The organism is Veillonella fallax, assembly GCF_020687175.1.
Taxonomy (GTDB): Bacteria; Bacillota; Negativicutes; order Veillonellales; family Veillonellaceae; genus Veillonella; species Veillonella fallax.
The window spans coordinates 55,211-69,356 of the sequence record NZ_JAJEQD010000002.1 but is presented as its reverse complement, the minus strand read 5'-3'; the positions used below and the strand labels follow the sequence as shown (position 1 = coordinate 69,356).

Genomic DNA, 14,146 nt, shown 5'->3' with positions numbered 1-14,146 from the left:
TGTATCAAATAGCATACTTATTATTTTATTTTATAAAAGTTTAACAACTCCTTTATAGACAATATAACACTTTGTAGTAAAATGAAATCAAGATGAATTTAAAAAAATAGATATGGTTACGTTACAACATATCTAAGTTACTATATGTGTTAAGAACAACAGGACTTTATGAGCTTCACTGTTTCCTGCTGTGAATGGAAGGAGTTTAGTATGAGACCTTGTCCCTATTGTGGACACGAGGTGTTAAAAAGTGAACGATACTGTCCAAACTGTGGACGTATTCGTAAAGCACCTATTTCGTTAGATAAATATAACTTGGGATTGATTGAAAACTTTAAACAATGTTTGATTTACAAATATGCTGACTTTGAAGGACGCGCTAGTCGTAGTGAATATTGGAACTTCTTTTTGATGTACCAACTGCTCTTTGTAGCAATCTTGTTCACATGTGCCTTTTTGAGTTATATTAGTCCTCTCTCTAGTGCAGTAGGCGTTGGCTTCGGCTTAGTAATCCTAGTCCTACTGTCCGTAGTGATGGTCATCCCTGGCGTAGCCGTTGCGGTGCGTCGCCTGCATGATCAAGGCCGCTCTGGAGGTCTAGTATTTATTGGCTTTGTTCCAGTAATTGGGACCCTTATCCTATTAGTTCTCATGGCTCTTCCTGGTGAAAGCCACTCAAATCGCTTTGGCTCTCCTACAGGGCAAGTGATCTTAACAAAACAAATGGCTCATGAAATTGGTTTGATTGATGCTACACCTACTACAGGACTTACAGCAGGATTACTATGTGCAATCTTTGTACTGTGGTTCTTGGTAGATCGATTGCTAACGACAAGTGTGATGTAAAATGATAACTCTCCTTATAGCTTCACTATAGGGAGAGTTTCTTTTTTAGTTAATTTAGATGTCTATTTATTGTCGCATATTGTTTTGGTGCTACTATTTTAATACAATAGTTTTACTAGAGTTTAAACGTATATAGGAGAGCGTGTATGAATGGTATAAATTGGTGGCGTCGCTTAGGGATAGTCGGCTGCGTGATGGTAACATTAGGTTGTATTAGTGGTTGTCAGTGGAATTTAGATAATCTAAAGCAATATAGTCAAGATTCATCAGCAAGAGACAGTAAAAAGGATGAAACGAAGAGGGTGTTTCGCTTCTATTTGGCTGCTACAAATGAGTTTAACTACAATGAGGTTAAATACGGTAGCCAATATGATCTAATCTGGCAACAGGCAAGTTCAAATGAACCACTAACGGATTTTAAGGTACAGGATTATGAGCGTCTTGAACAGGAACTAGTAGCTGCTAAAGAGGCAGGTCGTTCATACGAGGATCTTGAAAGCACAACAGATGCTCTATTGCCTATCTTGCATGACATCGTAAGCGATGTAAAGGCTTTAGATTCGTATTATAAAGCAAAGCAGTATGAAAAAGATAATTATGCATTTAGTCAAGCTACACTAGCTAAGCTTTCAGCGTTATTAGAAGTATTTGAACCAAAATATGAAGCGTTAAATGAGGCAGTTGCGGCTGCTCATAAAAAAGAACGTAATAAAGATATTGAGTTGATGCGTTCGAATGGTCAAGTGAATGGTGCTCATATGATAGAGATGATGGGGTACTATAGTGATATTGTTAGCCATATAATTGAGCGAGGGCCTAATAGTGATGTGCAATGGGTGAAAGCTCAAAAGGACGCAGCCAATGCAATTGTACCTAAGTTTACGTCTGTGGAGGTACAAAATCGGATTGAACAAGCTAAGAATCTTGATGCGGCTATTGATGCATTTGTAGCAGAACAAAGTGCTGAGACACATCATGAGGTAATTTCACAATATAATGAGCTAGCTCGGACACCGATGAATTTTAAATTACTAGATAAAGTACAAGATGCTTATATACCTGAAGGTATATAGTTTACTTGTTGACAATTTCCCCCTTTGAGCCCTATAATTATCTATTATATGAATATTGCGTTGAAAAAGACGGCACGTCTCAGACGGATTTAGTAGAGACCAAACTCATGGGCTGAAAGGTTTGGAAATCTAGAGATTTGCGGATCACTTTGGAGCAAGCAGGAACCCTGCCGGTGAACACCGTTATATGTCTAAGTGGCTTTCACAGTTTACGTGATTAGCTCGCCTTATGTGTTACAGTCATGCGCTAGCATGGTCTGACAATCGAAGAAAAGCAGGGCGAAGCTTTCACCAGTAACGAAGGTCAGTAGGGTGGTACCACGGATATTACGTCCGTCCCTTCGGGGGCGGGCGATTTTTTATGTAAAAGGAGCACATCATGGATTACGGTAAGACGTTACATTTGCCTGAAACAGAATTCCCAATGCGCGGCAATTTGCCTAAGCGCGAACCAGAAATCTTAAAATTCTGGGAAGACAACAAAATTTATCAAAAACGTTTGGAATTGCGTAAAGACGCAAAACCTTTCATTTTGCATGATGGCCCTCCATACGCAAATGGTAAATTGCACATCGGTCATGCCCTTAACAAAACGTTGAAGGACATCATCATGAAATACAAAACAATGACTGGTCACTATACACGTTATATTCCTGGTTGGGATACACACGGTTTGCCAATCGAGCATGCGGTTATTAAAAATACTGGTCTTAACCGTCATGAAATGGCTCCATTGGACTTGCGCAACAAATGTAAGGAATATGCATTGGAATGCGTAGAAACTCAAAAACAAGACTTCATTCGCTTTGGTGTATTAGGTGAATGGGATCGCCCTTATTTGACATTGCGCCCTGAGTTCGAAGTAAAACAACTTGGTATCTTCGGCGAAATGGCAAAACGCGGCCATATCTATAAAGGTCTTAAAACTGTATACTGGTGTACTCACTGCGAAACTGCATTGGCAGAAGCAGAAATTGAATATGCTGAGAAAAAATCTTTCTCCATTTACGTAAAATTCCCTTACGTATCCGAGAAAAAGGTAACATTGCCAGCTGGCGTAGATCCAAAACAAGCATACTCTGTTATCTGGACAACTACTCCTTGGACAATGCCTGCCAACGTAGCTATTTCCGTTAACCCTGAGCTTGAATACGGCTGGGTAAAAGTAGGCGACGAATACTACTTGATGGCTACTGAACTTGTTGATGCGGCTATGAAAGATATCGGCATCGAAGACTACGAAATCGTAAATCGTTTCTCTGGTGCAGATTTGGAATTGGCTGAATTTAAACATCCATTCGTAGAACGTAATTCTACTGTATTGTGTGGCGACCATGTAACACTTGAAGCAGGTACTGGTTGCGTACATACAGCTCCTGCACATGGTGAAGATGACTTTAACATCGTTATGCGTTATAACAAGGAAGGCAAAACTGAACTTCCTATCGTATCTCTTGTTAATGAAACTGGTAACTACACTAAACAAGTGGACGACAACCGTTATGGCGATACTGAATTCCCATTGGCTGGTGTAGAAATCCACGATGCAGAGGTGCCTGTAATCAAAATCTTGGCACACAACAATGCATTGCTTCACAAATCTAGCTTGCGTCACCAATATGCTCACTGCTGGCGTTGTAAAAACCCTGTCATCTACCGTGCTACAGAACAATGGTTCTCCTCTGTAGATGGATATCGTCAACAAGCGCTTGATGCAATCGACAATCAAGTACAATGGATTCCTAAATGGGGCCATGATCGTATCTTCAACATGGTTCGCGACCGCGGTGACTGGGTAATTTCCCGTCAACGTATTTGGGGCGTGCCAATTCCTATTTACTATTGTGAAAGCTGCGGCGAGCACATCATCAACGATGATACTATCAAGGCATTACAAGAAAAAGTAGCTGTAGAAGGCTCCGATGCTTGGTGGGCTCACAGTGCAAAAGAATTGTTACCAGAAGGTTTCAAATGTCCTCATTGCGGTCATGATGAGTTCAAAAAAGAAACAGACATCATGGACGTATGGTTTGACTCTGGTTCCTCTTGGTCTGGCGTACTTGAAGTTAACGGCTTAGACGTACCATGTGCTATGTACCTTGAAGGTTCCGACCAACATCGCGGTTGGTTCAACTCTTCCTTGTTAACTGCAGTAGCAACAACAGGTAAAGCACCTTATAACTCCGTATTAACTCACGGCTTCGTTGTGGATGGCGAAGGTCGCAAAATGTCTAAATCTGTAGGTAATACAGTAGCTCCAAGCGATATCATCGACGTATACGGCGCTGACGTTATGCGTTTGTGGGTATCTTCCGCTGATTACCAAGCAGACGTACGTTTGTCCAAAGACATCGTAAAACAATTATCCGAAGTATACCGTAAGATCCGTAATACATTCCGCTTCTTATTAGGTAACTTGGATGACTTCAATCCAAACACTGACAAAGTGGCTTACGCAGATATGTCCGAATTCGATAAATGGGCATTGTTGCGCTTAGAAGAGGTACGTCAAAAGGTTACTGAAGCGTACGAAAACTATGAATTCCACATGTTGTACCATGCAATTCATAACTTCTGCACAGTAGACTTGAGCTCCATCTACCTTGATGTAATGAAAGATACTATGTATGCTGAAAGCAAAAACAACGTAGCTCGTCGTTCTGCCCAAACAGCAATGTACGAAATCTTGAAAACATTGGTAGCTATGGTATCTCCTGTACTTTCCTTTACAGCAGAAGAAGTTTGGAAATACATGCCTAAGGAAGAGGGCATGCCTGAATCCGTTATGCTTCAAGATTGGCCACAAGGTCATCCTGAACACTTCAACCAAGAATTGGCTGATAAATGGAACCAATTGTTAGACTTGCGTACATCTGTACAAAAAGCATTGGAACTTGCTCGTCAAAACAAAACAATCGGTCACCCATTGGATGCATCCGTTACAGTATACGCTGAAGACGCTGCATTTGACGCATTGAACGCTCTTGGTGAAGAAGGCTTGGCTAAACTCGTTATCGTATCTGAAGCTCACATCGTAAATGGCGCTGCACCAGCAGAAGCTGTAAAAGACGAAGAAACAGGCGTTGCAACAGTAGTTGCTCCATCTGAACTTGAAAAATGTGAACGCTGCTGGATCCACCGCGATACAGTAGGTCAAGACAGCGAACATCCTACACTTTGCCATCGTTGTGCAGAGGTTGTTGAATCTCTATAATCTGTAAATAAGAAACCCTTCTCTAACACGTTAGTTAATTTCAAACTAAGGTGGAATAGAGAAGGGTTTTTATTTTGTTTTGAGAGGTTTGCTTTGACTGGCTGACATTATTGTAATTATAGTATGATTCGAAGTAGGTACAATAGTTACATTGTTTTATAAATTATTAAAATTTTATAGAAAATTATGAATTCATTGTATGCTATCTTTCTCATAAAACTATTTATAGCAATTACTACCTTGTTGTTTTCCTCATGAAAAATTAATGTGTAAAAATTTACTCATTTCATATTAAACTTAATATCCTGGTTTAAGATGTTTATAGTTAGTTTAGTTATTGTGCTTATATGAGAAGGAGGAAGAGCAATGGTAGCAACTATCGTTAAAGCAATTTTGGCTGCACTTACTGGTTTAGCAAACGCAATCTTGCCTTTATTCAAATAATAAAGCTCCCAAAACCCTCATAAACCCTCAAAGCTTGAGTATTTATACTCGGCTTTGAGGGTTTTTTCTTTATGTATATTATTAATTACCTTAGAATGAAATAATATGCAAATTTGAGATTTAAACGATATTTATTGTTGGTTTAAATGTGGCTAGTTTCGTTGACTATATCTAAATATATACATATAATAAAAATGAAATAAAGATGAGTATGCATCTTGGAACTACATATAGAGGGAGACTGAGAGACATGAAAAGAATATTAGTTGTAAAAGCTATGGTTCTTGGGGCCATAGCTTGTTCTATTAGTGCTATTGGATTTGCAGCGGGTGTAGGGTCTACACATATACAAGATGTAACCAATATGCAACAAAGTACACAAGGTACGAAAAAACATGAGGCAGTACAATCCAATTGGATGGACCGCACAGATATTAAGGTTGGCACACAGTCTAAAGTAGGTACACAAATATCTGTAGAAACATTGCAACCATTAACTCATTATGATGAGAACTCCAAGTCCGTATTGTTTGTACAAGGCGGTATTGGCAGAGGTGGTCAAGAACATTCTGTTAGTTACTATCACGGTTATAATGAAATTTGGTATCCTTATAATCCTGTTACGGGTAAAGGTGATCAACGGTATAGAGCAGAGAAGTATGAACATACGAAGTCATTAGGGACTGTAGCTAATGTAGGCTTAGGGTATCGTCATCTTAGTAAGAATGAGCACGCTTATGTTGGTGTCAATGCCTTTGTTGATCGTGCCTTTTCCGAGAATGCTAATCGTGTGAGTGGGGGTCTAGAATATGTATCCGGTCTTAACGAAGTCCGTGCCAATGTATATAGAGGATTAGGGAGTGTGAAATCACAATCTGATATGATACATTTACCGCCATCGTACTTCACATTTGATTTGGATGGTGGCCCTGCTTACTATATGCCACATACGTCTCAAAAGGTATTATCTGGATATGATGTAAGTTATGCTCGTACATTTAAAAATGCTCGTTGGGCCCGTGTACATGCGACCGTATATCATTGGAATGGTCTTAGTGTGCCTAATCATAGCGACGCATTATTGAAAACGCTTGAAATTGGCAACAGTCATGGATGGAAAGTGGGAACTACATTGCAAGTAACACCACATGTATCGCTAGATATAGGCTATACATCGGATAGTAAGTATACTAGTGGTGCTTATGGATTTGTTAAATATACATTGGGAACATCCAAGTTTGCATGGCATGGTGGTAAACATAGCGATGATACGATTACGAATGCTCGCGCTAGAATGTTAGATAAGGTAGACCGTAGTCCTATGACAATAGGCCATACATATGAAGAAGATTGGTATGTAAGACCTAATGATCACTTATAAAATTGATGATATTTATAAAACTAAAAGGAGAGAAGTTTCGTAATGAAATATAAGTTAGTATTAACAGCTATGGTCTTGGGTGCCATAGCGTGTAGCACGAGTGCCGTAGTGGGAGCGGCCAATGTGGCGCCACAAGTAAGTGATACAGCAAAGCATGAGGCAGTGCAATCTAACTGGATGGACCGCACGGATATTAAGTTAGGCACACAATCGAAACTGGGTAAGCAAGTATCTGTAGAAACATTACAACCTTTAACGCATTATGATGAAAACTCCAAGTCCGTATTGTTTGTACAAGGCGGCGTCGGTAAAGGTGGGCAAGAACATAAGGTTAATTATTTTGATGGGAGTGGAGGCATTTGGTATCCATACGACTCGGCTACAGGTACTGTGGAAACAAAGACTAAACCAGAGCGACATGATGAGACAAAATCTTTAGGTACTGTGGGTAATATTGGTTTAGGGTATCGTCAGCTCAGTAACCATGAACATGCTTATGTAGGTGTTAATGTATTTGCAGATCGCGCCTTCTCTGAGAATGCTAATCGAGTTAGTGGAGGCTTAGAATATGTGGCCGGACTTAACGAAGTTCGTGTTAATGTATATAGAGGTTTGGGAAATATAAAATCTCAATCTTATATGGTGGAAGTGCCTGAATCGCATCTTCCATTTCCTTTGAATGGAGGAACTGCTAATTATACGGTGTATAAGTCTCAAAAAGTATTATCTGGTTATGATGTAAGTTATGCTCGTACCTTTAAGAATGCCCGCTGGGCGCGTGTGCACATAGGGGCTTATCACTGGAATGGTCTCGGGATTTCATCCTATAGTGGAGGGACCTCTCCGATTTCTGATTTGGGTAATAGTTCTGGCTGGCAATTAGGTACTACATTACAAGTGACACCGCATGTATCCTTAGATTTAGGCTATACATCGGATAGTAAGTATGCTAGTGGTGCTTATGGATTTGTTAAATATACATTGGGGACATCTAAATTTGCTTGGCATGGTGGAAAACATAGTGATGATACCATTACGAATGCTCGTGCTAGAATGTTAGATAAGGTAGACCGTAGTCCTATGACTATAGGTAGGTCGTATGAAGAGTATTGGGCTGTAGTACCTTGGGATAATTTATAAAATTAAAAGGAGAGAAGTTTAGTAATGAAATATAAGTTAGTATTAGCATCTATGGTTTTGGGGGCCATAGCGTGTAGCACAAGTGCTGTAGTGGGAGCGGCCAATGTGGTGCCACAAGTGAGCGATACAGCAAAACATGATGCAGTGCAATCTAACTGGATGGACCGCACGGACATTGCTGTAGGGGTACAGTCCGGAGGCCAGTCCAAATTAGATAAAGGACACTTTCTAACGGATGATCTGGATACCATTTATAATAAGAAATCTGATTACGGCAATCTAACGAAAGCCTATATAGAAACATTGCAGCCTATTTCTCATTATGATGAGAACAGTAAAAGTGTTCTATTTGTACAGGGACGCATTGGACGGGGCGGTGAGAAAATAGCATCGAAAGAGATGCGTGGTTACTTTCTCCCTGAATTAACAATCAATCGGCATGGGCAATCTAGTTACACTAAAATAAATACGGATGAAAAATCATCAGAAATATTAGGGATTATCGGTACGGTTGGTATTGGATATAGACGCCTTAGCCGAAATGAACATGCCTATGTAGGTGTTAATGCATTCGTTGATCGAGCTTTCACAGGCAATTATAATCGCATCAGCGGTGGCGTAGAGTATGTAAATGGACTTAACGAAGTATATGCTAATGTGTATAAGGGGCTTGGTAATACGGGCGTCGTGAGAGGTTTTGGTGGCAATCCGTACCCTAAACGCTTGTATCCTAATGGTTACCCATCAACATTTCCGTATAATACGATTCCTAGTGAAAACTATAATACTTACAAAGGCGGTAGAGCACTAGGTGGCTATGAAATCGGTTTTGCTAGATCCTTCAAGAATGCTCGCTGGGCTCGTACTTATGTAAATGGATATCGTTGGAAAGGCCATGGATTCGGGCATGAACAAGCATATAATTATGGGCGCCCAGGCCATTGGGATGTGCCATGGTTTTCTGTGCGGAATGCAAACCACTATAAGGGCATTAAAATCGGTGCTGAATTACAGTTAACACCACATATATCCTTAGATATTGGGTATAACAATGCAAACAATATGTCGAAAGGTATGTATGGTACTGTGAAATATACATTGGGCACATCTAAATTTGCCCTTTGGGGTGGCAAGCATAGTGATGATACGATTACGACAGCTCGTTCTAAAATGCTAGATAAGGTACATCGTCAAGACATGATTGTAGAATCCTTTGATGACATTGAATATTTTTATTTAGCACCTATCGATCATTTATAATATGGAGAAAATGTTAGTTTTATCATTGTCATGAGAGGGGACTATATATAATGTCAGGTAAGTTATTATTGAAAGCTATGGTTTTAGGGACTATGACTTTCAGTATATATACAGTAGGAATGGCAGCAGAGGTTCAAGATGTAAATGGACTAGATTCTGCACAGCAAACAATTGCATCCGATACAGCTAGGAAAGAGGCCGTTCGTTCTAACTGGATGGATCGTACAGATATCGTAGTTGGCGTTGGTATGAAAAATTCTGAAGAGTCGAGTAGCCATCACTTCCATAATTTTACGCCTTGGGAAAATCATCCTATTGTGGGGACTTCTGATAAATCCAAATCTACAGAACTCAACAAGTTATACATTGAGACCTTGCAACCTATAACCCATTATGATGAAAATGCGAAAAGCGTTGTCTTTGTACAAGGTCGTATTGGGCGCAGTGGAGAAAAGATTTCATCTTATAAATTAGATAGTTATTGGGAGCCAGCCAGACCTGCAGGGACGTTTATAAGACACGATAAACAAACAGATAAGAAGGAATCCTTAGGGATGAATGCTAATATTGGTATTGGCTATCGTCGTCTTAGCAAGGGTGAACATGCTTATGTTGGTGTTAATGCGTTCTATGACCATGTGTTTAAAGGTGGTTATAAGCGTGTTAGTGGTGGTGTAGAATATGTGGCAGGTCTTAATGAAATCCATGCTAATCTGTACCGAAATCTGGGGACTGATGAAAGAAAATATATAGGACTCCATGGGCGAAGTACTGTATTAGGTGATCCTGCAGGATTGTATCCATATGGTATGGATCCCGATCAAAGTCTTTATAACTATGGTGTGGTTTCTTATGAAAATCACTGGGCTCTAAGTGAAAATACTGTAGCTAGAGGTTATGATATTGGCTATGCTCGAACATTTAAAAATGCTAGATGGGCTCGTGTCTATGCAGACTATTATAACTGGCGTGGTAGAGAGGCTGTAAAAGTAGGGTATTATAAATTACCTAAACGCAATGCTATTAAAGGCTTTAAAGTGGGGGCAGAATTCCATATTACACCACATCTTACTCTTGATGCGGGTTATAAAACAGCGTCTCATCATTTGAGTGGTCCTTATGCAACTTTGAAATATACAATCGGTACATCTAAGTTTGCTTGGCGTGGTGGTAAACATAGTGAAAGTGCGATTACAACAGCTCGCTCTAAGATGCTTGATAAGGTACATCGCAGTGATATGGTTGTACAAGAAACTGTAGAAGAAACTTATGATCATGGTGTTGTCGATGTTGGTTTATAGGGGCTTTTGCGTACATTATCCTCATGATCATTTATAATAGTTTAGCTTGTTCATAGGTTATAAAAAAGGAGCTAGTACATTAGGTACTAGCTCTTTTTATGTTATCGGTTATTTTTATTGTAATGCCTTAGGTACACTGAGTTTTTTCCAGTTGTCTAGTTCAGGGATTTCCAAGGTATTAATAGTTTTTTGAATCCAGTAGTTTAATGATACTTCGTTACCTAAATGTTGTTCAAATAAATAGGTATTACCAGGCGTATCTAGAGGTTTTCCATCCTTATCGATAGAGTGGCGCATGGATTCTTTCAAATAGAGTTGCACTCTAAATGGATTTGCGTGATTGCCTCTGAAAATGAAATAGGATGGGCCAATAAAGTCATGGGTACGGACATTAATTTGTTCGTACTTTTTATCTTTTAAGCCTTGTAATGCAGTTTGTATCATCGCATTAGCATCATCGTATTCTTCAAGTAGAAATGCTTGTTGATCTACATCGAGTACATAATGCCAAGTTGGTTTTTCCTCGTTCGTTTCGATGGACCAGTTATCTCCTAATGCAGGTAATTGGTGCGTATCGTAGAGGTCTTTTAATAGCTGAATGGTATTCTCTTTTTTGATCAGTGCTCGGTAAATGGTCTCTTGACCTTCTGTAGGGTCATAACCATGTATTCTGACTTGGTACGTATCACGTAGCATACGCTTTACATCTAGCTTAAAAATGTTGCGTAGCTTGTCTGGAACGGATAGGAAATGATTGTAAAAGCTAAGTTTCATTTCGTCTTGTGATGCTAAGGCGTGCTCGATGGTTTGCCAATCATATAAGGTAGTGTCCCATAAGAAGTCATCCATGTTTACAGATAAACGTGCTGCATTTTGAGGCCATTCAGTATGACCAGGACGTACTGTTGTAGTAGACTCTGTAATACCTTCTTTGTAGTGCCAATGGCCATCGACCTCTTCAAAGGCCGCTAATCGTTCTTCTGCTTCATCATCGATAGGAATATCTTTTAACTCTTCATCGAGGTTTGCCTTGTGAGACAGTATGTATTGATGGGATTCTTCGTAATAGGCTACGGCAGAATCCAAATCGGGTTTACCTGAAACATAGCCTTTTTCATAGGCGTACCCTAAGGCAACGCGCGTTAAAGCTCGTGTAATATCGTAGAAGAGAACGCGGTCTTCCTCTTCTAGGGCGCGTTTTTCTTCATCTAGTACACGTGTTAAGGATTGTACACCAAAGCGTATATTTTTCGTTACACCGAAACCGTGAATGCGCATGTAACCAATATATGGCAAGGAGAACATAAAGCGTTCTTTTGTGGCTGCCATGTGGGTTAAATCTGCAATGAGGCCCCAGTCTAGCGGTAGGTGACCAATGTGGAAGATATAGCCAAAGGCAGCTTGTAATGCTGCATAGCCAGCATCACTGAAATATTTAGTAGCTGCACGGCGGTAGAGTCCAATTGCTTTTACCGGATCATAAGGAATGACTCTGCGGAGCTCTTTGGCATCATAGAAATGATAGTAATAATCCGCTAATTCTGCGGTACTTTCAGCTTGACCTAGGGCGGCACCTTTTGTAAACCATGTGAAAGCATCCTCAAATTTTCCGTTTTCATGACAGTTTAGACCGGTGTAGAGCATCATGGTTGGATTACCTAGCTCAGCAGCGGTTAAAGCTACGCGGCGCGCATTATTAAAGTCGCCTTCGTCGATATAAATGTTGCGTAGATTGCCTTGGAACATGGCGAGCCCGTTATCGAGCGCTTTGTTAAACCATTCCTTGGCGAGTTTAGTAGCATTTTCCTGTAATGTTTCGTTGGAAATAGTACCTTGTAAGGCTATAAGACGCTCCTGTATAGAACCTTTTTGTAAGCTCTGTTGGATACGTTTCGCCAAACTGAGGCGAGGTGGTGTAATCATATCCCTTGCAAGGCTGATACGGTCGTCATCGTGCCAGAAAAAGACATTGCCTATAATGTATTGGCAGAAAGCATCACCTTGCTCCGCGTAGTCGTAAACAATACGAAATGCATCGTCAAAGGAGATTAACATATCCTTTTCAACAGTAGGTGTAATCGTTCCGTTGATACGCAATGCTTGTAAGGTACCAATAGGACTACAGCGGCGAATGCTATCGTGCAAGCATTGATAAGTGCGCATGTTATTTTCTGGGAAGTTTGATTCCTCCCATGTAAATCGTGGTCCTGCGTAGATACGAGCCAACAAAGCATATGCATCAGCTATTTCTCGAGCCTCTGAATCATTGGCTATTTTTAATGCGTCCTCTTTAGTGTCAATTTCGTTTTCCAGCGACGTAGTCATGTCGTTTCTTAGCGCCCGATGATTCGGTTGCTCAGGACTATGCTGATTATTTACAATCAGTTCTAATTGGCGCAAACCTTCTTGGGCCATTTCTTGATTGTATGATTTAAAAATCATGTGGAAGACCTTTTGTAGGCGTTCCGTAAAGTACTGTGCCATAAGGCCTCCTTGAATTAGTTACATTTACTATAGAATACGTATTTATTATATAACGAACGCAAGGGACCGTAAAAGAGGAAAAACCCCTCTGAAGTCTTTCAGAGGGGTTATATTTATCCTAGTTTATAGAGATAGATATTATTTTTTGTTGTAATCGCCGAACCATTTGTCGTAGATTTTTTGGTAAGTGCCGTCTTCTTTAAGTTCTTTAAGAGCTTTGTTAACAGCTTCTTGTAAAGCTTTGTTGCCTTTTTTAACGCCAAGAACTGTACCTTCAGCTTTAGTAGGTTCGCCTACGAGTTTAAGGTCTTGATCAGCACCTTGTTTGAGGTAGTACATAGCCACTGCATTATCGATGATAGCACCGTCGATTGTACCAGCTTTCAATTCCATGAAGATATTAGCATTGGAATCGATTTGTTTTACTGTTGTACCAGGAATTTTTTGAGCCATTTCAACAGGGATTGTACCGATTTGAGCACCTACAGTTTTGCCTGCTAATTCATCCATGTTGTGGATTGTTGTGTTGTCTTTACGAACAACTGTGATGAAACCGCCTTGGTCAAAGTATACATCGGAAAAGTCCAATGCTTTTTCACGTTCAGGTGTAGCATTGATACCTGCTGCGATCATGTCGATATCGCCAGATTGAACTGCTGGAATCAAAGCATCGAAGCCCATGGATTTGAATTCCATTTTTAAACCAAGTTTTTTAGCAATTGCTTCGGACAAATCAACGTCGAAACCAACGTATTTGTCGCCTTCAGTAAATTCGAATGGTGGGAATGTAGTTTCAGAACCTACACGCAATACACCTTCTTGTTGTGTCATTTTTGGTTTGTCATTACCACAACCAGCCAATAAACCCATTGCTGCTACCGCTACGAGGGCGATGGCTGTCAATTTTTTGAACTTAAACATAGAAACCTCCTCAAACATCCATATACATGGTTTATCAAATTCTGTTTATATTGTACGGAATTTTACAATAATAGGCAATAAC

Annotated in this window: 9 protein-coding genes; 7 read left to right on the top strand and 2 right to left on the bottom strand. The window is 40.0% G+C overall.

The features are described 5' to 3' along the window. Window positions 1-210 precede the first annotated feature (210 nt). From LKD20_RS01170 to LKD20_RS01140, 7 genes are all read left to right on the top strand, one after another. Entirely contained in the window at window positions 211-846 is a 636-nt protein-coding gene (locus tag LKD20_RS01170) for a DUF805 domain-containing protein (protein ID WP_227720610.1), read from the top strand. Window positions 847-992: 146 nt separating this feature from the next. After that, on the top strand, window positions 993-1,919 hold the full coding sequence (locus LKD20_RS01165; RefSeq protein WP_227720608.1) for a putative RqcH family protein: 927 nt from the start codon (window positions 993-995) through the stop codon (window positions 1,917-1,919). Between the two features lie 379 nt (window positions 1,920-2,298). After that, window positions 2,299-5,133, top strand: a complete 2,835-nt coding sequence (ileS, locus tag LKD20_RS01160) for an isoleucine--tRNA ligase (protein ID WP_227720607.1) — start codon at window positions 2,299-2,301, stop codon at window positions 5,131-5,133. 694 nt (window positions 5,134-5,827) lie between these two features. Next, window positions 5,828-6,958, top strand: coding sequence for an inverse autotransporter beta domain-containing protein (locus tag LKD20_RS01155; protein ID WP_227720602.1), 1,131 nt, complete (start codon window positions 5,828-5,830; stop codon window positions 6,956-6,958). Window positions 6,959-7,000: 42 nt separating this feature from the next. Next, window positions 7,001-8,098 (top strand): inverse autotransporter beta domain-containing protein, encoded by a 1,098-nt coding sequence (locus LKD20_RS01150; protein WP_227720600.1) that lies wholly within the window; start codon window positions 7,001-7,003, stop codon window positions 8,096-8,098. Window positions 8,099-8,122: 24 nt separating this feature from the next. Then, window positions 8,123-9,358: an inverse autotransporter beta domain-containing protein gene (locus tag LKD20_RS01145; protein WP_227720598.1), complete on the top strand. Its 1,236-nt coding sequence runs from the start codon at window positions 8,123-8,125 to the stop codon at window positions 9,356-9,358. Window positions 9,359-9,408: 50 nt separating this feature from the next. Beyond that, a complete protein-coding gene (locus tag LKD20_RS01140) occupies window positions 9,409-10,659 on the top strand; it encodes an inverse autotransporter beta domain-containing protein (RefSeq protein ID WP_227720596.1) in 1,251 nt (416 codons plus the stop codon). Between the two features lie 114 nt (window positions 10,660-10,773). On the opposite strand, the gene LKD20_RS01135 is transcribed toward LKD20_RS01140, so the two are convergent. Together LKD20_RS01135 and LKD20_RS01130 are read right to left on the bottom strand one after the other, a co-directional pair. Continuing rightward, window positions 10,774-13,143 (bottom strand): tetratricopeptide repeat protein, encoded by a 2,370-nt coding sequence (locus LKD20_RS01135; RefSeq protein WP_227720595.1) that lies wholly within the window; start codon window positions 13,141-13,143, stop codon window positions 10,774-10,776. Window positions 13,144-13,281: 138 nt separating this feature from the next. Further along, the gene (locus tag LKD20_RS01130; RefSeq protein ID WP_101928688.1) at window positions 13,282-14,064 is read right to left on the bottom strand and encodes a basic amino acid ABC transporter substrate-binding protein; all 783 of its coding nucleotides are present in this window, start codon (window positions 14,062-14,064) and stop codon (window positions 13,282-13,284) included. Window positions 14,065-14,146 lie beyond the last annotated feature (82 nt).

Excerpts from the sequence above, each read along its gene's own strand:
- LKD20_RS01170 (WP_227720610.1), top strand. The coding sequence starts at position 211 with ATGAGACCTTGTCCCTATTGTGGACACGAGGTGTTAAAAAGTGAACGA.
- LKD20_RS01165 (WP_227720608.1), top strand. The coding sequence starts at position 993 with ATGAATGGTATAAATTGGTGGCGTCGCTTAGGGATAGTCGGCTGCGTG.
- ileS (WP_227720607.1), top strand. The coding sequence starts at position 2,299 with ATGGATTACGGTAAGACGTTACATTTGCCTGAAACAGAATTCCCAATG.
- LKD20_RS01155 (WP_227720602.1), top strand. The coding sequence starts at position 5,828 with ATGAAAAGAATATTAGTTGTAAAAGCTATGGTTCTTGGGGCCATAGCT.
- LKD20_RS01150 (WP_227720600.1), top strand. The coding sequence starts at position 7,001 with ATGAAATATAAGTTAGTATTAACAGCTATGGTCTTGGGTGCCATAGCG.
- LKD20_RS01145 (WP_227720598.1), top strand. The coding sequence starts at position 8,123 with ATGAAATATAAGTTAGTATTAGCATCTATGGTTTTGGGGGCCATAGCG.
- LKD20_RS01140 (WP_227720596.1), top strand. The coding sequence starts at position 9,409 with ATGTCAGGTAAGTTATTATTGAAAGCTATGGTTTTAGGGACTATGACT.
- LKD20_RS01135 (WP_227720595.1), bottom strand. The coding sequence starts at position 13,143 with ATGGCACAGTACTTTACGGAACGCCTACAAAAGGTCTTCCACATGATT.
- LKD20_RS01130 (WP_101928688.1), bottom strand. The coding sequence starts at position 14,064 with ATGTTTAAGTTCAAAAAATTGACAGCCATCGCCCTCGTAGCGGTAGCA.